The 19,210-nt window shown below is 73.2% G+C and carries 21 protein-coding genes and 1 riboswitch; of the genes, 11 read left to right on the forward strand and 10 right to left on the reverse strand.

What is annotated here, in order from left to right:
- Positions 1-212: 212 nt before the first annotated feature.
- From J2X59_RS12790 to glyA, 3 genes are all read right to left on the reverse strand, one after another.
- Entirely contained in the window at positions 213-662 is a 450-nt protein-coding gene (locus J2X59_RS12790; protein WP_066656753.1) for a hypothetical protein, read from the reverse strand.
- Positions 663-815: 153 nt separating this feature from the next.
- Complete coding sequence (locus J2X59_RS12795; RefSeq protein WP_326496941.1) at positions 816-1,739, reverse strand: tetrahydrofolate dehydrogenase/cyclohydrolase catalytic domain-containing protein; 924 nt, start codon at positions 1,737-1,739, stop codon at positions 816-818.
- Positions 1,736-3,025, reverse strand: coding sequence for a serine hydroxymethyltransferase (glyA, locus tag J2X59_RS12800; RefSeq protein WP_374109584.1), 1,290 nt, complete (start codon positions 3,023-3,025; stop codon positions 1,736-1,738). Before glyA ends, J2X59_RS12795 begins: the two co-directional genes overlap by 4 nt.
- Positions 3,026-3,076: 51 nt before the next feature.
- A riboswitch (ZMP/ZTP riboswitch) is annotated at positions 3,077-3,162 on the reverse strand.
- Between the two features lie 64 nt (positions 3,163-3,226).
- Between glyA and clpS the strand changes: the two genes are divergently transcribed.
- From clpS to J2X59_RS12840, 8 genes are all read left to right on the forward strand, one after another.
- Positions 3,227-3,526 (forward strand): ATP-dependent Clp protease adapter ClpS, encoded by a 300-nt coding sequence (clpS, locus tag J2X59_RS12805; RefSeq protein ID WP_066656757.1) that lies wholly within the window; start codon positions 3,227-3,229, stop codon positions 3,524-3,526.
- Positions 3,523-3,996, forward strand: a complete 474-nt coding sequence (locus J2X59_RS12810) for a DUF2017 family protein (RefSeq protein ID WP_326496942.1) — start codon at positions 3,523-3,525, stop codon at positions 3,994-3,996. The genes clpS and J2X59_RS12810 overlap by 4 nt, the downstream gene beginning before the upstream one ends.
- 202 nt (positions 3,997-4,198) lie before the next feature.
- On the forward strand, positions 4,199-4,618 hold the full coding sequence (locus J2X59_RS12815) for a MarR family winged helix-turn-helix transcriptional regulator (protein ID WP_209685378.1): 420 nt from the start codon (positions 4,199-4,201) through the stop codon (positions 4,616-4,618).
- A 121-nt stretch (positions 4,619-4,739) separates the two neighbouring features.
- Complete coding sequence (locus J2X59_RS12820) at positions 4,740-6,053, forward strand: MFS transporter (protein ID WP_326496989.1); 1,314 nt, start codon at positions 4,740-4,742, stop codon at positions 6,051-6,053.
- Between the two features lie 382 nt (positions 6,054-6,435).
- The gene (gene purU, locus J2X59_RS12825) at positions 6,436-7,296 is read left to right on the forward strand and encodes a formyltetrahydrofolate deformylase (protein ID WP_400340691.1); all 861 of its coding nucleotides are present in this window, start codon (positions 6,436-6,438) and stop codon (positions 7,294-7,296) included.
- Positions 7,297-7,303: 7 nt separating this feature from the next.
- On the forward strand, positions 7,304-7,717 hold the full coding sequence (locus J2X59_RS12830) for a YrdB family protein (RefSeq protein ID WP_066656768.1): 414 nt from the start codon (positions 7,304-7,306) through the stop codon (positions 7,715-7,717).
- Positions 7,718-7,785: 68 nt separating this feature from the next.
- Positions 7,786-8,946, forward strand: a complete 1,161-nt coding sequence (gene nagA / locus J2X59_RS12835) for an N-acetylglucosamine-6-phosphate deacetylase (protein WP_442781437.1) — start codon at positions 7,786-7,788, stop codon at positions 8,944-8,946.
- Positions 8,947-8,977: 31 nt separating this feature from the next.
- The gene (locus J2X59_RS12840) at positions 8,978-9,379 is read left to right on the forward strand and encodes a VOC family protein (protein WP_326496944.1); all 402 of its coding nucleotides are present in this window, start codon (positions 8,978-8,980) and stop codon (positions 9,377-9,379) included.
- A gap of 27 nt (positions 9,380-9,406) precedes the next feature.
- Here J2X59_RS12840 and J2X59_RS12845 read toward each other — a convergent pair whose 3' ends face one another.
- The 3 genes from J2X59_RS12845 to J2X59_RS12855 form a co-directional block, all read right to left on the reverse strand.
- Positions 9,407-10,951 (reverse strand): alpha-L-fucosidase, encoded by a 1,545-nt coding sequence (locus J2X59_RS12845; protein WP_326496945.1) that lies wholly within the window; start codon positions 10,949-10,951, stop codon positions 9,407-9,409.
- A gap of 84 nt (positions 10,952-11,035) precedes the next feature.
- Positions 11,036-11,536, reverse strand: coding sequence for a hypothetical protein (locus J2X59_RS12850; protein ID WP_326496946.1), 501 nt, complete (start codon positions 11,534-11,536; stop codon positions 11,036-11,038).
- 54 nt (positions 11,537-11,590) lie between these two features.
- Complete coding sequence (locus J2X59_RS12855; RefSeq protein WP_209685366.1) at positions 11,591-12,418, reverse strand: helix-turn-helix transcriptional regulator; 828 nt, start codon at positions 12,416-12,418, stop codon at positions 11,591-11,593.
- Positions 12,419-12,540: 122 nt separating this feature from the next.
- Here J2X59_RS12855 and J2X59_RS12860 point away from each other — a divergent pair, with 122 nt between their 5' ends.
- On the forward strand, positions 12,541-13,479 hold the full coding sequence (locus J2X59_RS12860; RefSeq protein WP_326496947.1) for an SDR family oxidoreductase: 939 nt from the start codon (positions 12,541-12,543) through the stop codon (positions 13,477-13,479).
- A gap of 31 nt (positions 13,480-13,510) precedes the next feature.
- Entirely contained in the window at positions 13,511-14,680 is a 1,170-nt protein-coding gene (locus J2X59_RS12865; RefSeq protein ID WP_326496948.1) for a MalY/PatB family protein, read from the forward strand.
- 16 nt (positions 14,681-14,696) lie between these two features.
- Here J2X59_RS12865 and nagB read toward each other — a convergent pair whose 3' ends face one another.
- Positions 14,697-15,482, reverse strand: a complete 786-nt coding sequence (nagB, locus tag J2X59_RS12870) for a glucosamine-6-phosphate deaminase (RefSeq protein WP_326496949.1) — start codon at positions 15,480-15,482, stop codon at positions 14,697-14,699.
- 58 nt (positions 15,483-15,540) lie between these two features.
- On the opposite strand from nagB, the gene J2X59_RS12875 reads away from it, so the two are divergent.
- Positions 15,541-16,020, forward strand: coding sequence for an NUDIX hydrolase (locus J2X59_RS12875; RefSeq protein WP_066656787.1), 480 nt, complete (start codon positions 15,541-15,543; stop codon positions 16,018-16,020).
- Between the two features lie 169 nt (positions 16,021-16,189).
- Here J2X59_RS12875 and J2X59_RS12880 read toward each other — a convergent pair whose 3' ends face one another.
- Genes J2X59_RS12880 through J2X59_RS12890 form a run of 3 tightly spaced genes read right to left on the reverse strand, consistent with a single transcriptional unit; the run spans position 16,190 to position 19,208 of the window.
- Positions 16,190-17,260: an ABC transporter ATP-binding protein gene (locus J2X59_RS12880; RefSeq protein ID WP_251155236.1), complete on the reverse strand. Its 1,071-nt coding sequence runs from the start codon at positions 17,258-17,260 to the stop codon at positions 16,190-16,192.
- The gene (locus J2X59_RS12885; protein WP_307810447.1) at positions 17,257-18,105 is read right to left on the reverse strand and encodes an ABC transporter permease; all 849 of its coding nucleotides are present in this window, start codon (positions 18,103-18,105) and stop codon (positions 17,257-17,259) included. Before J2X59_RS12885 ends, J2X59_RS12880 begins: the two co-directional genes overlap by 4 nt.
- 23 nt (positions 18,106-18,128) lie before the next feature.
- Positions 18,129-19,208 (reverse strand): ABC transporter permease, encoded by a 1,080-nt coding sequence (locus tag J2X59_RS12890; protein WP_326496950.1) that lies wholly within the window; start codon positions 19,206-19,208, stop codon positions 18,129-18,131.
- Between the last annotated feature and the right edge of the window lie 2 nt (positions 19,209-19,210).

Consider the following 19,210-nt stretch of genomic DNA (forward strand, 5'->3'; position numbering starts at 1 on the left):
CCCCCGCACCGCCCCGCCCCCCCGCCGCCCCCCCCCGCCCCGGCGGCGCCCCCCCCCCCCCCCCCCCCCCCCCGGCGCCCCCCCCCCCCCCCCCCCCCCCCCCCCCGCTTCTCGTTGTGCGGGAGCAGGACGGTCTGCAGCGAGCGCTGCACGGCCACGAGCGACCGGCCCGCCGGTCAGCGGTCAGCGGTCAGCGGTCAGCGGCCCGCCGGTCAGCCTCCGTAGTCGGCGTACCGCGTCGTCTCGACGACGTTCCCGAGCACGAACGGGTGCGTCCGACCGTGCTCGACGGCCCACTGCACCCACGCCGTCTGCACGGGCATGAGCAGCCACACCGCCACGGTGACGCCGAGCACGCCGGCGAGGGTGAGTCCCATCACGGTGTGCTCGTCGAACCGGCTCGCGCCTCGGCGGGCGACCGCGACGGCGAACCCGACGAGGGCGATGCCGACGGTCAGGAGCGTCGTCCCGAGGGCCGGCGACGACCGGAAGTCGAACTCCTGCCCGGCGTGGACGAAGGTCGTGCTCCAGCTCGAGCCGGGCTGCTGGAACAGGATGCAGAGCACCACGATGAGGACCAGCCAGCGGGCGTCCTTCGTGAGCTGCGACGGCTCGGGCCGCGGGCGCAGCACCGGTTCGGTCAGCTGTCGTTCGTCCCCCATGGCGTGACCGTAGCACCGCGGGAGGCGCGTGGCGGGGGTGATCCGCGCCTCCCGTCCGAAGCCGCACACCGAGACTCGGCCGAGCGGACAGTTTCGTCCTGCACAGGGGACGGAAGTGTCCGCCTGGCCGAGTCTCGGTCGACCGGGCTCGCGCTACCGCAGGTGGCGCTCGGCGGCCTCGACGACGTTCTTCATGAGCATCGCGCGGGTCATCGGCCCGACCCCGCCGGGCGTGGGCGACAGGAACCCGGCGACGGACGCCACGGCGGGGTCGACGTCGCCGCGCAGCTTCGCCTTGCCCGTATCCGGGGAGACGACGCGGCTGATGCCGACGTCGATGACCGCAGCACCCGGCTTGACCCAGTCCGGCTGCACGAGCCCGGCGACCCCGGCCGCGGCGACGATGATGTCGGCGCGACGGCACTCGGCGGCGACGTCCTCGGTCAGCGAGTGCGTGAGGGTGGCGGTCGCCTCGAGCCGGGTGAGCAGCAGGCCGAGCGGACGACCGACCGTCAGGCCCTGCCCGATGATCGTCACGTGCTGCCCGCGGATCGGGACGTCGTAGGCCTCGAGCATCGCGACGATGCCCCGCGGGGTGCACGGCAGCGGGGCGTCGATCGTGCCGGCCCCACCGGGCACGGCGAGCACGAGCTCACCGAGGTTCGTCGGGTGCAGGCCGTCGGCGTCCTTCGCCGGGTTCATCAGCTCGAGCATCGGGATCGGGTCGATGCCCTGCGGCAGCGGGAGCTGCACGATGAACGCGGTGACCCGGGGGTCGTCGTTCATCTGCAGGATCGCGGCGCGGATGTCGGCAGCCGAAGCGGTCTCCGGGAGGTCGATGCGGACCGAGTCGAGCCCGATCTGTGCCGAGTCCTTGTGCTTGCCGGCGACGTACGACACCGACCCCGGGTTCGCGCCGACCATGATCGTGCCGAGCCCGGGCCGGAACCCGTGGTCGTGCAGGCGGTCGATGCGGACCTTCAGGTCGTCGAGCGTGCGCGCGGCGAGGGCGGTGCCGTCGATGCGGACGGCACTGCCCTCCCCCGCCCAGCGCTCACGTGGGAGCGCGGCGCTCACGCGTACAGGGGGAACGCGTCGGTCAGGGCCTTCACCCGTGCCGAGAGCGCTGCGATGTCCGGGTTCGGCATGAGCGTCAGCGCGATGATGTCGGCCACCTCGGTGAACTCGGCGTCGCCGAAGCCGCGGGTCGCCAGCGCCGGGGTGCCGATGCGGACACCGGAGGTGACCATCGGCGGGCGCGGGTCGAAGGGGACGGAGTTGCGGTTCACGGTGATGCCGACCTCGTGCAGCAGGTCCTCGGCCTGCTTGCCGTCGACCTCGGACGCACGGAGGTCGACGAGCACCAGGTGCACGTCGGTGCCACCGGTGAGGACGTCGATGCCGGCGGCCTTCGCGTCGGGCTGCGTGAGCCGGTCCGCCAGCAGACGAGCACCGCGCAGCGTGCGCTCCTGACGGTCCTTGAACTCCGGCTGGCCGGCGAGCAGGAACGCGGTGGCCTTCGCGGCGATCACGTGCATGAGCGGACCGCCCTGCTGGCCCGGGAACACCGCGGAGTTCAGCTTCTTGAAGAGCGACTCCTCGTTGGACAGGATGATGCCCGAGCGGGGACCGGCGAGCGTCTTGTGCACCGTCGACGACACGACGTGGGCGTGCGGCAGGGGCGACGGGTGCAGGCCCGCGGCGACGAGCCCGGCGAAGTGCGCCATGTCCACCCAGAGCGTCGCGCCGACCTCGTCCGCGATCTCGCGGAACTTCGCGAAGTCGAGCTGGCGGGGGTACGCCGACCAGCCGGCGATGAGGACCTTCGGCTGGTGCTCGATGGCCTTCGCACGGATGTCGTCGTAGTCGACCTCGAACGTCTCCGGGTCGACGCCGTAGGACACCGCGTTGTAGATGCGGCCGGAGAAGTTGAGCTTCATGCCGTGCGTCAGGTGACCGCCGTGGGCGAGCTCGAGGCCGAGGATCGTGTCCCCGGCCGAGGCGATGGCGTGCAGCACCGCGGCGTTCGCGCTCGCGCCGGAGTGCGGCTGCACGTTCGCGTAGGCGGCACCGAACAGGGCCTTCGCCCGGTCGATGGCGAGCTGCTCGGCGACGTCGACGAACTCGCAGCCGCCGTAGTAGCGCTTGCCCGGGTAGCCCTCGGCGTACTTGTTCGTCAGGACGGAGCCCTGTGACTCGAGGACGGCGCGCGGGACGAAGTTCTCGGACGCGATCATCTCGAGGGTGTCGCGCTGGCGGCCGAGCTCGTTCTGCAGCACGGCGGCGATCTCGGGGTCGACCTCGGCGAGCGGGGCGTTGAACGTGGACTGCGCGGTGGCAGGCGTCAGATCGGTGATGGACACGGGACTCCTCGTTGTCTGAGTCGCCGCGCGGACGCGACGAGGTGGACGGGTGGGCGCGGCCCAGGCGTACGGCCGCGCTCCGTGTCAGGTGTCGCTCCCCGATGGTGACCCATCCAACGCCAGTCGCGACCCGTCGATCGTACCGAGCGCGCACGTTCGTGTCACCCTTGGGGACATGCACCCGAGCATCCCCGTCGACGCATGACGCTGATCAGCCCCGACGTCGAGGAGCGCACCGACCTCGCCGCGCGCCTCGACGTGCCGTGGGTCACCGTGGTCTGGGACGACCCGGTGAACCTGATGTCCTACGTCACCTACGTCTTCCAGAGCTACTTCGGCTTCTCGCACGCCCGGGCCGAGCGACTCATGCGCCAGGTGCACGACGACGGCCGGGCGATCGTCGCGACCGGCGCCCGCGAGGCCATGGAGCGCCACGTCGAGGCCATGCACGGCTACGGCCTGCAGGCCACCGTCGACCGCGCGGCGGGACCGGACGCGTGATCCCCTTCAGCCGGCGCCAGGACGGTGTGCACCTCGCCATGTCCGAGGGCGAGCGCGCCGTCCTCACGTCGCTCACCGAACAGCTGCAGCAGGTGCTCGGCGGTGACCTCGCGTCCGACCCCGTCGCCGCGCGGATGTTCCCGGACGCCTACCCGTCGGACACCGAGGCGAGCGACGAGTTCCGCCGTTGGACGCATGCGGACCTGCTCACCCAGAAGACCGCGAACGCGGGCGTCGTGCACGACTGGCTGACCGGTGCGCGGGACGGCGCGATGACCCCGCCGGACGAGCAGGCCTGGCTCCGGTGCCTCACCGACCTGCGGCTGACGATCGCGGAGCGGCTCGGCATCACCGACGCCGCGTCGGAGGAGGCCTCGTCCTCCGGGGACGCCGGCCTCGGCCTGCGCGACGTCTACGACTGGATCGGGTACGTGCAGGAACACCTCGTCACGACCCTCACCACCCGCTGACGGGACGGCCGGGAGGCGCGGCGCACGTCCCGCCTCGTCAGTACCGGCCCGTCAGCTGGTCGCGGTGGTCACGGTGGTCGCGGTGGTCGCGATGGTCGCGGTGGCCGCGGTGGCCGCGCATCTGGGCGAGCAATGAGGGGTCGGCACCATCTGATCAGAAGGCAACCTTGCAAGGCGCCCTGTTCAGTCGTACTGTTCCACCGTGGAACCGATCGACACGCTCGCAGACGACCTGCTGACCCTGCACGGTCGCATCCGCCGCACGCTGCTCGCCGGGAAGGCCGACGAGGTCACCGCGTCCCAGACCGCCGCGCTCGGTCGGCTCCTGCGCCACGGCGAGAGCACCGTCGCCGACCTCGCGCGCGCCGAGGGGGTCCGCCCGCAGTCGATGGGCGCGACCGTGCAGGCCCTCGTCGACCTCGGGCTCGCCGAGCGTCGCCCCGACCCGACGGACGGCCGCCGCACGCTCGTCCGGGCCACGGAGACGGGCTCCCGAGCCCGCGCCGACGCGTGGACCACCCGGACCCGGGTGCTCGCGGACCGTCTCGCCGCGCTGCCCGACGAGGACCGGGTGACGGTCGCGCGCGCCCTCGCGATCCTCACGCCGCTCACCGACGACTGACCCCAGGAAGAAGCCCACCACGTCCACGTCGACCTCCCCCGTCCCGACCGTCCCCGACGCCGGCACCACCGGTGGCAGCGGCTTCGGCCCGAAGCTCCTCGTCCCCGTCCTGGTCGGTCCGCTGCTCAACCCGATCAACACGACGATGGTGTCCGTCGCCCTCGCGCCGATCTCCCGCGACCTCGGCATCGGTGCCTCGCAGGCGATCTGGCTCGTCGCCGCGCTCTACCTGGCGAGCGCGGTCGCGCAGCCGACGATGGGCAAGCTCGCCGACCGGTTCGGCCCGAAGAAGGTCTTCCTCACCGGACTCGTGATCGTCGGCGTCGCCGGCGTCGTGCCCGAGGTGCTGACCGGGTTCGGCGGGGCCGTCGCCGCACGGGTGCTGATCGGGATCGGGACGTCGTCGGCGTACCCGGCCGCCCTCACCACCCTGCGGCAGCACTCCGCCAGGATCGGGAAGCCGACACCGCCGCTCGTGCTCGGGGCGCTCTCGATCACCTCGCTGGTCTCCGCTGCGGCCGGACCGCCTCTCGGCGGCGCACTGATCGCGGCGTTCGGCTGGCACGCGATCTTCCTGGTGAACGTCCCGCTCGCCGTGTTCGGCCTCGTCGTCGCCGCGATGTGGCTGCCGTCCGACCGGCTCCGACCCCGTGACGCCGAGGAGGTGCCGGTCCGGACCGCGCTCGACCCGCTCGGCATGGTGCTCATGACCGGCACGGTGTCGGCGCTCCTGGTGTTCCTGCTCGACCTCGGCGCCGGACTCTGGTGGCTGCTCGCGGTCGCCGTCGTGCTGCTCGTGGCGCTCGTGCTCTGGGAGCTGCGCGCGACGAAGCCCTTCGTCGACGTCCGCCTGCTCGTCCGGAACGGCGCGCTGTCCCGCACCTACGCGCGGCTGTTCCTGACCTACCTGCTCGCCTACACGATGACGTACGGGTTCTCGCAGTGGGTGCAGGACGTCGCGGGCTACCCGAGCGACATCGCCGGGTACCTGCAGCTCCCGGCAGCCGTCGTCGCCGGGGTGGTGTCGTTCATGGTCGCCCGACGCACCGCCGTCCGCCGGCCGCTCGTCGTCGCGGCGCTCGTCCCCCTGGTCGGCGCCGGGCTCCTGCTCCTGCTGCACGCCGGGTCGCCGCTCGTGCTGCTGCTCGTCGTGCCGGCGCTGTTCGGGGTGCCCCAGGCGCTGGCGTCGGTGTCGAACCAGGCAGCGCTGTACACGGTGGTGCCCTCGGAGTACATCGGTACTGCCGCCGGACTGTCGCGCACGAGCATCTACATCGGCGCGATCGCGGCGTCCTCGCTGATCGGCGGGGTGTTCGGCCAGGCCCCGACCACCCCGGACCTGCACGTGCTCGCGTGGGTGATGCTCGGCGTCGGCGTGCTGCTCAGCGTGCTGACGCTCGCCGACCGGGCGCTGGCGCGGGCGGACCGGCGCTGACGTGGCGGCGGCCGGAGCGGCGGCGGCCGGGGGCCGCGGGTCGCGGGTCGCGGCACGGCGGCACGGCGTGCGTCCGCACAACCGGGAGCACGTCGCGCCACGTGATCGCGTGGCGCGACGTGCTCCCCGTTGGGCGGACCTGAACCACACGACCTGCCGGGCCGTGTGCCGACGGTGCCGGAGCCGAACCGGGCCTCCAGACCGACCCGCGCTGCCCCGCCGGGAGCCGCGCCGAGTCTCCAGGCGGTCCCGCGGCGGGCGCACCACGGGCCTCCCGGCCGGAGCACCGGAACGTCGGACCGGGCGGCCGGAAGGCCGGACCGCCGGAGCGCCGGAGCGCCGGAGCGCCGGAGCGCCGGAGCGCCCCGGTACCCTGATCTCCGTGACCGCCCCGAACCCCACGCACTGGACCCTCACGCTCGTCTGCGACGACCAGCCCGGGATCGTGCACGCCGTCTCCGGAGCCGTGGTCGCGGCCAACGGCAACATCACCGAGTCGCAGCAGTTCTCGAGCGCCGACACGAACTCGTTCTTCATGCGCCTGCAGGTGATGGCGCCGGTCGACCGCGGGACGTTCGAGCAGGCCCTCGCCCCCGTCGTCGAGCGCTACGGCATGCGGGTCCAGCTCGACGTGGTCGGGCGTCCGATGCGGACCCTGGTGCTCGTGTCGAAGGCCGGGCACTGCCTGAACGACCTGCTCTACCGGCAGCGCGGTGGACAGCTGCCGATCGAGGTCCCCCTCGTGCTGTCGAACCACGCCGACCTGTCCGGGCTGGCGGCGTTCTACTCCGTGCCGTTCGAGCACCGACCGGTCACCGACGCGGACGCGAAGCGGGCGATGGAGCAGCGGATCCTCGAGGCCGTCGAGGAGCACGACATCGAACTCGTCGTCCTCGCCCGCTACATGCAGATCCTGTCGCCGGAGCTCTGCGCCGCGCTCGAGGGCCGCGCCGTCAACATCCACCACTCGTTCCTGCCCGGCTTCAAGGGCGCCAACCCGTACCGGCAGGCGCACGCGCGCGGCGTCAAGCTCATCGGTGCGACGGCGCACTTCGTGACGAGCGACCTCGACGAGGGCCCGATCATCGAGCAGAACGTCGTCCGGGTCGACCACACGAAGGAGCCCGCCGAGCTGGTCTCGATCGGCCAGGACGAGGAGTCCCGGACGCTGACGCAGGCGGTCCGCTGGATCGCGGAGGACCGCGTCCTCCTCGACGGCGCCCGCACGATCATCTTCAGGTAGGCACCGCATGACGAACGCACCGCAGAGTCCCGTCGACTGGGGCGACGTCCCGCCGCCCACCGATCCGGCACCCGCACGCCGCCGGGCCTCCGTCTCCGGCTGGACGGTGCTGCGCGTGCTGGTGTGCGCGTTCGGGCTGCTGTCACTGGCGTACTGGGGCTACCTCGCGTGGCCGTTCCCGTTCCCGGGGGTGCTGTTCATGGTCGGGGCACCGCTGTTCGCCGCGGTCGTCTGGTTCCTCTTCCGTTCGCCGCGCTCGCCGATCGACACCGACGTGGTGGGCAAGGTGGTCGTCGAGACCGCGCTGGTGATCGCGGCCGGCGGCGCCTGGGTGTCGCTCGGGCACCCGGTGGTCGGGTTGGTCTTCGTGCTGGTCGCGGCGCTCTCCGGCGTGGTCGCGTTCCGGCGGGAGACGGCGTGAGCTCCGGGCCCGCGTCGGTGTCCGGCCTCGGCTCCGGCTCCGGTTCCGGCTCCGGCTCCGGCTCCGGTCTGGAGGCGCGGCGCACGCTGGTCCGAGCCGGTCGCCTGGTCGACGAGGCCGGTTCCACGGCCGACGGCTGGGTCCTGCTCGCCGGTGCGGTGATCGAGGCGGTCGGCTCCGGCGCCGACCTGCCGACCGCCGCCTCGTCCGCCGAGGTCGTCGACCTCGGCGACGCCGTCCTGACGCCCGGGTTCATCGACCTGCACGGGCACGGTGGTGGCGGCGCGGCCTACGAGGACGACACCTTCGACGCGGCGCTCGCCGTGCACCGGGCGCACGGGACGACCCGTTCGGTCCTGTCCCTCGTCGCGAACCCCTCGGCAGCGCTCGCGACGTCGCTCGAGCGCATCCGCACCGTCGCCGCGACGGACCCGCTCGTGCTCGGCGCGCACCTGGAGGGGCCGTTCCTCTCCCCCGACAACAAGGGCGCCCACAACGCCGCCCACCTGGTCGATCCGTCGCCGGCGGCCGTGGACGCCCTGCTCGACGCGGGTGCCGGGGTCCTGCGGCAGGTCACGATCGCACCCGAGCTGCCGGGAGCGCTGGACGCCGTCCGCCGCTTCGTCGACGCCGGGGTCACCGTCGCCGTCGGACACACCGTCTGCTCGTACGACCAGGCCCGGGCGGCCTTCGACGCCGGTGCCACCGTGCTCACCCACGCGTGCAACGCCATGCCGGGGTTGCACCACCGGGCGCCGGGTCCGATCGCCGCGGCGACCGAGGACGACCGCGTGACGCTCGAACTCATCCTCGACGGTGTGCACGTGCACCCCGCCGTCGCCCGCGTGCTGCTCCGTGCGGCGCCGGGGCGCGTCGCACTGATCACCGACGCGATGGCCGCGGCCGGGTCGCCCGACGGCTCCTACGCGCTCGGGTCGCTGACGGTGGACGTGGTGGACGGCGTCGCGCGCGTCGCCGGGACGGACACGATCGCGGGCTCGACGCTGACGCAGGACGCGGCGCTGCGGCTCGCCGTGTCGGCCGCCGGAGCGTCGCTGCCCGAGGCGGTCGCGGCGCTGACGAGCGTGCCGGCAGCGGCGCTCGGGCTCGGGGACCGGCTGGGCCGGGTCGCGCCCGGGTACGCCGCGGACCTCGTGGCGTTCTCCCCCGCGCTCGAGGTGCAGCGGGTGTGGGGCGCCGGTCGGGATCTGGTGTCCCCCAGGTCTTGACCCGGGCGGCGCGCGGCGGGACCATCTCCGCATGGCTCTCTACGTCTCCTGCCCGGTCGAGAGCGTCGAGCGCGCCACCGCGTTCTACAGGGCCCTCGGGTGGACCATCGACCCGCGGATGTCGCGGGACGACGTCGCGTGCGTCGTGTTCGGGACCGACCAGTACCTGATGCTCAGCAGCCGCGAGGCCTACGCGAGCGTCGGCGGCACGGAGGACCTGGTGGGTGGACCGGGCACCCCGTCGAAGGTCGCGCTCTCGTTCGACCTCGACAGCCGACAGGCCGTCGACGAGCTGGTCGAGCGTGCCCGCGCTGCCGGCGGGCGGATCGGGGACACGGACGAGTACCCGTTCATGTACCAGCGGCAGTTCGACGACCCGGACGGGTACCACTGGTCGCCGTTCTGGATGCACCCCGACACCGCCGGCGCATGACCTCGTCCACGCGCTCCCGCCGGACGGTCACTGGTGCAGGTAGTCCTGGCGGGGCTGCTCCGTCTCCGGCGCGAAGCGGATCCGCAGCACGGGTCCGCTGTCCTCGGTCGTGGAGCCGCTGACCTCCACCTCGAGGGCGTCCGGGGTCCGGTCCCACCGCGTGACGGTCCCGGAGCCGAGCACCGCGACGTCGCTGATCGTGCGGGTGAGCAGCGCCGACGCCGACCCGAGCGACCGCAGTCGTACGACGCCGTCGTCGGGCTGGGCGAGCAGGACCGCGTAGAGGGAGTCGCCCGTGACGTCGTGCCGCACGGTGTACCGGACGTCCTCCGCCGTGTACGCCGGAGCGGCAGCGTCGACGAACGACCCGGCGGTCACCGCGGTCGGTCCCTCGGACGGTACGGTCCAGGGCCGGGTGCCGTAGATCGCCTCGCCGTGCAGGCCGAGCCAGTGCCCGATGCCCTCGAGCAGGCGCTGCTCCTCGACCGGGATCGTGCCGTCCGGCTTCGGGCCGACGTTGAGCAGCAGGACCCCGCGCTTCGCGACGACGTCGACGAGCTCGGCGACGAGTTCGCGCACGCTCTTGTACTCGTGCCCCTCGACCCAGCACCAGGAGGTCCGTGACACCGACGTGTCGTTCTGCCACACGGTCGACTCGGTGCCCGCCACGGCTCCGCGCTCGATGTCGTACACCGCGGTGCCGGGCGCGAAGGCTCCCCACTTGTAGTTGATGACGACCTCGCGTCCCCACTCGGCCGCCCGGTTGTAGTAGTACGCGGCGAGGGTCTGCAGCACCGGGGCGAACGCCGGTTGCTCGATCCACCAGTCGAACCAGAGCACCTGCGGTCGGTACTTCTCGATGACCTCGACGGTGCGCAGGAGCCAGTCCTCGAGGAACCGCTCGTTCGGAGCCGTCTCCTCGCGCTGCGCGGGACCGTAGAAGTCCGACCACCGCGGGTCGAGCACGTCGGAGTCGAACCGGGCACCGCCGTTCATGAAGAACCAGTGCTCGGCACGGTGCGACGAGGCACCGCGGACCATCCAGGCCTCGTCGACCGCTCGGGAGAGGTCGCCGAAGACGTCGCGCCGTGGCCCCATCCGTGCGGCACTCCAGCGGGACCGGTCCGTGTCGTACATCGCGAACCCGTCGTGGTGCTCAGCGACGGGCACGACGAACTGCGCACCCGCACGACGGAACAGCGCTGCCCACGCGGCCGGATCGAAGTGCTCCATCGTGAACGACGGGATGAAGTCCTTGTACCCGAAGTCGCGGTGCTCGCCGTGGGTCGCGACGTGGTGGTCGAAGGCCTCGGTGCCCTGCCGGTACATCTCGCGGGAGTACCACTCGTTGCCGAACGCCGGGACGGAGTACACGCCCCAGTGCAGGAAGACCCCGAACTTCGCGTCCTCGTACCAGCGTGGAGGCTCGTAGGCCGCCAGGGACTCCCACGTCGCGTCGAAGGGTCCGGCGGCGACGACCTCGTGCACTGCACGCAGCGCCTCGGTGTTGTCGCTGACGTCGACCGGCTCCGGGAGCGACTCCGGGTCGAGCGGTCCGTGGCGGTCCGGCATGGGGCACTCCTTCGTGCGTCGGATGCGGTCCCCCACTTCTACCGGTCGAGTTCGGGAGTCGGGTGGGTCACGGATACCCGACGGTCAGGGCAGCCGGACGACGACCTCGGCGGTCGAGGGCCCACCGCACTGCTCGGACCCGCCGTGCCGCACCCACGTGAAGCGGACCTCGCGCTCGACGAGCACCCGGCCGTCCGCGCCGAGGACCGCCACGCGCCCGCGTCCCGCGGTGTCCGACGAGGTCGGCACGGACCACACGTCGCCGTCGCGTTCGACCATGGGGAGCACTGCCGTCGGCGCCGTGCCGTCCGGCAGTGTCCCGACCGCTGGCGCGCCCGGTGTGGCTTCCCCAGAGGCGGTCGGCATGGCTGGTTCGGGCGGCACACCGGGCGTGCAGTCCGGGCCCTGGCAGACGACGACGCCCGCGACGCCGGACGCCGGGTCCGCCGAACCCAGGACCTCGACGGCGACGGTGTCGGTCCAGCCGATCGCCGTGCACGCCGTCGGCCCGATGACGGCGCACCCGGTCGTCACGAGCACCAGCACGGCCGATGCTGTGGCGAGTTCCCTCGTCCCCCGACGCATGCGTCCATCGTCACCGATCGATCGCGGACGGGAGGTCACGATCCGGCGACGGTGTCAGGCCGCGACGACGGACAGCAGCCGGAGTCGGTCGTGGCTCTCGGTCCCGGGGACGGCGGTGTAGACGAGCAGCACGTGCGCCTGCTCCGGGTCGAGGAGCACCTGGCAGTGCAGCTCGAGTCGGCCGACCTCCGGGTGGTCGTAGCGCTTGACGGTCCCCGGGACGAGGCCGACCTCCTGCCGGTCCCACAGCGTCCGGAACTCGTCGGAGCGTTGCAGGAGCTCGTCCGCGAGCCGCGCTGCCCGGGACCCGGGACCGCGCCGGGTCGCGACCTCACGCAGTGACGACACGTACAGCCGCGCGGTGGTGTCGCGGTCCTCCGGCGGGAAGAGGTCCCGCGCACCCGGTTCGGTGAACCAGCGCCAGCCGATCGAGCGCGACGGCCCCTGCCGCTGGCTCGCGTCCCCGAACAGTGCGGCGGCGAGCGGCGTCTGCAGGAGCGTCTCGCCGAGTTCCGTGACGACCTCGGCCGGGGTGTCCACCAGGCGGTCGAAGATGCGCATCATGCCCGGGCCCACGTGGTCCGAGCCCGCGCCGGACTCCGGCGGTCGGTGCCCGGCGAGGCGGAAGACGTGGTCGCGTTCCGCCCGGCTCAGGTGGAGCCCCTGCGCGATCGCGGCGACCATCTGCTCGGAGGGCTGCGGACCGGTGCCCCGTTCGAGCCGGGCGTAGTAGTCCGGGGACATGTGGCAGACCGCCGCGACCTCCTCGCGGCGCAGCCCGGAGGTCCGGCGCCGCTGTCCCGGCGGGAGGCCGACGTCGGACGGTTGCAGGGCCTCCCGGCGTCCGCGGAGGAAGGCGCCGAGCGCCGGTCGATCGATCACGGGCCCATCCTCGCCGGTCCGCGTCCTCCGCAGCCACGGTCCGTCAGGTCCTGGCTGCGGTCCCGCCGCCGACGCAGGCTGGCACCAGCCCGACGACGGGCGACGATCCCGAGGAGACCACCGTGCCGACACGACCCATCGACATCACCCTGCCGCGACTGGACGGCACCCGCGCCGTCGTCACCGGTGCGAGCGACGGCATCGGCCTGGGCATCGCGACGGCACTCGCGGGCGCCGGCGCCACGGTCGTGCTCCCCGTGCGCAACCCGAGCAAGGGCGAGGCCGCACGCATCCGGGTGCTCCGCGAGCACCCGGACGCCGACGTGCAGCTCGGCGCGATGGACCTGTCGTCCCTCGCCTCGGTGGACGCGTTCGCGGAGTCGATGCGGTCTGCCGGTCAGCCGGTCGGCCTGCTCGTGGGCAACGCCGGGGTCATGACCCCACCCGAGCGGCAGACCACGGCCGACGGCTTCGAGCTGCAGCTCGGCACGAACCACCTCGGACACGTCGCACTCGTCCGCGGACTCCTGCCGCTGCTCCGTTCGGCGTGCGGCCACGTCACGTCGCAGATCAGCATCGTCGCGCGCAGCGGCGCCGTGCACTGGGAGGACCCGAACTGGGAGCGGAGCTACGACGGGATGCGCGCGTACCGGCAGTCGAAGATCGCGTTCGGCCTGTTCGGGCTCGAGCTCGCCCGACGGAGCGCCGACCGCGGATGGGGCATCACGAGCAACCTCGCGCACCCGGGCGTCGCGCCGACGAGCCTGCTCGCCGCGCGCCCGGAGCTCGGCCGGAGCGGGGACACCCCGCAGGTCCGGGTGATCCGCTGGTTGTCCGCTCGGGGCCTGCTCGTCGGGACCCCGAGGACCGCCGGGTTACCGGCGCTCGTCGCAGCCACCGACCCGGCCGTGCGGGACGGCGGGTTCGTGGGTCCGACGGGTGCCGGCGGTGTCGGCGGAGCGCCCGGACGGACGCCGCTGTGGAAGCCGCTCCGCAGTGCCGAGGACGCCCGACGCGTGTGGGAGCTGTCCGAGGAGCTGCTCGGCACGTCGGTCGCGTGACGTCCGCGACCGGCGCTGTCAGGATGGCCGCATGAGCGTCATGATCTCGGTGTTCGATGCGCAGCGCACCCGCACGAGCGAGAAGTACACCGCGTACCCGCCCGAGGTCCTGCCGATGTTCGTCGCCGAGATGGACTCGGTCCCCGCCGAGCCGGTGCGCGAGGCCCTCGAGCGCGCCGTCCGGAACGGGGACACCGGGTACGTCGGGCACACCCGGGTGCTGCCCGAGGTCTTCGCCGACTTCGCCGACCGCCGGTGGGGATGGGACGTCGACCCCGACCTCGTCCGGACCACGACGGACGTGTCGGTCGCGGCGGTCGAGGTGCTCCGCCGGGTCATCGACCCCGGCGACCAGGTCGTCGTCATGCCGCCCGTCTACCCGCCGTTCTGGGAGTACGTCCGCGAGGCCGGCGGCACCGTGACCGAGGTGCCGCTGCTCGCCCCGGACGGCGAACCCGACCCGTTCGACACCACGGCCGGGTGGCGGATGGACCTCGCCGGGGTCGAGCGAGCCTTCGCCGGCGGCGCCCGGACGGTGCTGCTCTGCAACCCGCACAACCCCCTCGGGCTCGTGCACGATCGCGACGACCTGGTGGCACTCGCCCGGCTCGCCGCGGAGTGGGACGCCGTCGTCGTCTCCGACGAGATCCACGCCCCGCTCGTGCACGCGGACGCGGTGTTCACCCCGTTCCTCACCTGCGGACCCGAGGCGGTGGAGCACGGCGTCGCCCTGACGAGCGCGAGCAAGGCGTGGAACCTGGCCGGGACGAAGTGCGCGCTGATGGTCGGGGCGTCCGAGCGCGCGCGCGGCTGGTTCGACGGGCTGCCCGTCGAGGTCGTCGAGCGCACCGGGATCCTCGGGTACACCGCGAGCGTCGCCGCCTTCCGTGACGGGGAGCCGTGGCTCGCGTCGCTGCTCGCCGAGCTGGCCGGCAACCGCCGTGTGCTCGCCGAGGAGCTCGGCTCGGCCCTGCCCGGTGCTGGGTACCGGCAGCCGCAGGCGTCCTACCTGGCCTGGCTCGACCTGCGGGCCCTGCCGTGGGGCGACGATCCCGCCCTGCAACTGGTCGACCGGGCAAAGGTCGCGCTGACGAACGGTCGCGACTTCGGGCAGCCGGGCATCGGCCACGCCCGGCTCAACTTCGGCTGCTCCGAGGAGACCCTGCGCGAGGGGCTGGCGCGCCTGGCGTCCGCCTGCTGATCCCGCTCGGCAGGCGTCACTCGAAGCGTTGCCACTCCGGCTTGTTGGCGTACGTGTACCGGTAGTAGTCCGCCAGACGGAGCCCGGCTGCGGCCTCCTCGTCCACCACGACGGTCGCGTGCTCGTGCAGCTGCAACGCCGACCCGGGCACGAACGACGACAGCGGCCCCTCGACCGCGGCGGCCACGGCGTCGGCCTTCGCCGAGCCCTGCGCGACGAGGACGAGCTCACGCGCCTCGAGGATCGTGCCGAGCCCCTGCGTCATGCAGTGCGTCGGCACCTGATCGAGCGAGTCGAAGAAGCGGGCGTTGGCCTCGCGCGTGGACGGTGCGAGGGTCTTGATGCGGGTGCGGGACGCGAACGACGACGTCGGCTCGTTGAACCCGATGTGCCCGTTCGCGCCGATCCCGAGGATCTGCACGTCGACCCCGCCGGCGGCGCGGATCGCAGCGTCGTACTCCTTCGCCGCGAACGCCAGGTCCCCGGCGCGGCCGTCCGGAACCCGCACCCGCGAGGGGTCGAACCCGAGCGGCTCCACGACGTCGCGGGCGATGACCGATGCGTACGACTCCGGGTGCTCGAGCGGGATCCCGACGTACTCGTCGAGGGCGAACCCGCGGGCCGCGGCGAAGGACACCTCGCCCGCCTCGACCCGACGACGCAGGTCGGCGTAGATGCCCTGCGGGCTCGACCCGGTGGCGAGACCCACGACGGCGGACGGCTTCTCGGCGACGACCGAGGCGATCTTGGCGGCAGCGACACGACCGACCTCGGCCGGCGTCGGCAGGATGATGATCTCCACGCCCTCACCCTACTGGTCATGACCAGTCGCCGACAGGGGTGGTCGGTAGCGTGGGGGCATGCCCACCCCTGACTTCGTCCTGTCCCTGCGCGAGAAGGTCGGCAACGATCCGCTGTGGATGACGGGCATCACCGCCGTCGTCACGCGCGGCGAGGGCCCCGACCGCGAACTGCTCGTCGTCCGGCGCGCGGACAACGGCGCGCTGACGCCGGTGACGGGGATCGTCGACCCGGGTGAGGAACCCGCGGTCGCCGCAGAGCGCGAGGTCCTCGAGGAGGCCGACGTCGTCGCGGTCGCCGAGCGCCTGACCTGGGTGCACGTCCTGCCCGAGATGACCTACCCGAACGGTGACCGGGCGCAGTACCTCGACCTGGTCTTCGCGTGCCGGTACGTGTCCGGCACGCCCGCCCCCGCGGACGGCGAGAACACCGAGGCGTTCTGGGCGCGGCTCGACGCACTGCCGGAGATGTCTGCGGACATGCTGGAGCGGGTCCGGGCGGGCCTGTCCGACGAGCCGGCCGCGCGCTTCGAGCGCTGACCCGCCGCCGGTCTGGAGGCACGGTGCGGGCCCGCCCCGCGCCTCCAGACCGGCACCTGGTCGCCCCGGCCGGGGCCGGGTCTCGCGTCCAGCGACGGATCTCGGGCGGCGCGGCCCGCGATCCGTCGCTCAGCCCGGGTCTCGGCGGGACGGTCCGAGCACGGGGTCGCTACGCGAGCGGGGCGACCGCGGCCGGGGCGCCGAGCAGCCGCAGGGCCACGGCGTCACCGGCCACGCGGCGGTCGCCGACCTCGTGCTGCACCGTCACGACCGTGTCGTCATCGAGCCGGACCGTCGTGCGCCGGATCGACCCGAGGAAGCTCGACGTGACGACGGTGCCGGTGACGCCCTCGGCGGCGAAGGCGACGTCCTCGGGGCGGACGTAGGCGAGCACCGGACCGTCCGCGGTGTCCGCTGCGAGCGCCGGGACGCGGAAGCCGTAGACGAACACGTCGCCGCTGCGCAGGTCGCCACGCAGGCGGTTCGACTGCCCGACGAAGTCCGCGGTGAACGCCGAGACGGGGTGTCGGTAGAGCTCCTCGGGCGTCCCGACCTGCTCGATGCCGCCGGCGTTCATCACCGCGATGCGGTCGGAGACGGCGAGTGCCTCCTCCTGGTCGTGGGTGACGAAGACGGTCGTGATGCCGAGGTCGCTCTGGATGCGGCGGATCTCGTCACGCAGGGACACCCGCACCTTCGCGTCGAGCGCGGACAGCGGCTCGTCGAGCAGGAGCACGCGCGGGCGGGTGACGAGGGCACGGGCGAGGGCCACCCGCTGCTGCTGCCCGCCGGAGAGCTGGTGCGGGAACCGGTCGGCGAGGCCGGCGAGGTGCACCATGTCGAGCGCCTCGATGACGCGCTCGCGACGTGCTGGGGCGGCGACCTTCCGCATCTCGAGGCCGAACGACACGTTCTGCCGCACCGTCATGTGCGGGAAGAGCGAGTACTGCTGGAACACCATGCCGATGTCGCGCCGCTCGACCGGCACCGCGGCGACGTCCACCCCGTCGATGCGGATCGCGCCGGCGTCGATCGCCTCGAGACCGGCGAGCGCACGCAGCGCGGTGGTCTTGCCACAGCCGGACGGTCCGAGCAGCGAGACGAACTCGCCGGGCTCGATGCGGAGCGACAGGCCGGCGAGCGCACGGTGGGAGCCGTAGTGCTTCTCGACCGCCTCGAGCTCGACGGTCGCCCCCTCGGTGGACAGCGACGCCGGGGCGGCGGGAGCGGTGACGGTCATGTGGACTCCTTCGGGGTGCGCCGGCGGCCCGCGCCGACCCGGCCGATGACGACGAGCAGCACGAAGCCGAACAGCAGTGCGGCGAGCGAGAAGATCGCGGCCACGTACGGGTCGGTCTGCTGCACGAGCACGAGCGCGGTCTGGAACGTGGTGCGGGACAGGAACGAAGCGAGGGTGTACTCGCCGAGGACGACCGTGACGGTCAGGAAGCACGCGGCGGTGATGCCGCGGCGGAGGTTCGGCAGCAGGATCCGCCACGTCACGGTCCACCACGAGGCGCCGAGCGAGCGCGCGGCCTCGGACAGCACCGTGACGTCGACCGAGGTCAGCGCCGCGGCGATCGGGCGGAACGCGAACGGCAGCGACACGATGCCGATCGCGAAGGCCAGGGTCCACGCGCCGGAGCCGAACACCTGCGCGACGACCTGGTACACGGGGATGAAGCCGACGACGAGCACGACGACGGGCACCGTGATCGGCACCAGGCAGACGAACTCGAGCACGCGGCGCAGGCGGGGGTAGCGGAGCGCGGTGACGATCTGGGCGGGCAGGAGCACGAGCAGCACGATCGCGACGGTGATCACCGCGATGAGCAGGGACGACGCGAGGCCGTCGAACACCGGCTGGTAGGTGGACGCGTTCGCGGGGTCGACGATCGCGGCGTAGTGGTCGAGCGTGAGCGCCCCGTCGGTGCCCTGGCGGAACGTGAACTGTGCCAGGGCGACCAACGGCACGGCGACGACGAGTCCGACCAGGGCGAGCACGGCGACGGCGGTGCCCCGGGACGGAGCGACGCCGAAGCGGCCGATGCGGGTGGGGCCTCCAGGCCGGGATGCGGCGGCCACGGGGCGGACCGAGGGGACGGCGGTCACCGCTGCCACCGCGCAGCGCGACGCTGGAGCAGCGAGTAGGCGCCCATCACGACCGCCATGACCACGACCATGCCGAGGGCGAGCACACCCGCGACGTTCTGCAGACCGATGATCGTCTCGCTGGTGAGCTGCGCGCGGATCGTCAGCGGCACGATGCCGCCCTGCGAGATGAGTGCCGCCGCGGTGGCGAACGACGAGAACGCGTTCGCGAAGAGCAGGAGCAGCGACCCCCAGAACGCCGGCGCGAGCACGGGCAGGGCGATGCGCCGCCAGGAGGTCGCGCGCGAGGCGCCGAGGGTGGCGGCGGCCTCGCCCCACTGGGGCTTGACGCCCTCGAGGGCGGGCATGAACGTGAGGACCATGAGCGGCACCTGAAAGTAGACGTACGGGATCACGAGACCGGGGACGGTGTACAGGAGGGTCCCGTTCGCGTTGAGGTCGAGACCGAAGGCCGACACCAGCCAGGTGGTGACCAGTCCCTGCGCGCCGATCGTGGCGATGAACGCGAACGCGAGCATCACGCCGCCGAACTGTGCGAGGACGCTGGCGGCGGAGTCGATCATCGAGCGGACGAGCCCGTCGGGCCGGAGCGCGGCGAGCGCCCAGCAGACCAGGGCACCGACGACGGCGCCGATCACGGCCGAGACCGCGGACAGGCCGAACGAACCGGCGAACGCGCGGAGGACGGACGGGTCACGGAGCGCTGCGAGGTTCGCGAGCGTGAACCGCCCGTCGCCGGTGGAGAACCCGCTGCCGACCGCGATCACGGCGGGGACGGCCAGGAAGAGCAGGACGTACGCGGCGAACGGGGTGAGGCCGAGCCAGGCGAGGCCGGGGCGGCGGCGGGCCCGGGTCCCGGTGCGACGGGCGGCGGTGGCCGCATCGGCGCCGGACGACGCGACGGGGGCCGCTGCCGCGCTGGTGGCGGCGGGGACCGGGACTGCCGTGCCCGCGCCCGTACCCGTACCCGTGCCCGCGCCAGCGCCCACGCCCACGCCCACGCCCGTGCCCGTGCTCACGCCCGTGCTCGCGCCCGGGATGAACGCGCTGCCGCCCGGCGCCGATGCGGTCGTCATGC

Origin of the sequence: Curtobacterium sp. 260, assembly GCF_030803485.1 — a bacterium.
GTDB lineage: Bacteria > Actinomycetota > Actinomycetes > Actinomycetales > Microbacteriaceae > Curtobacterium.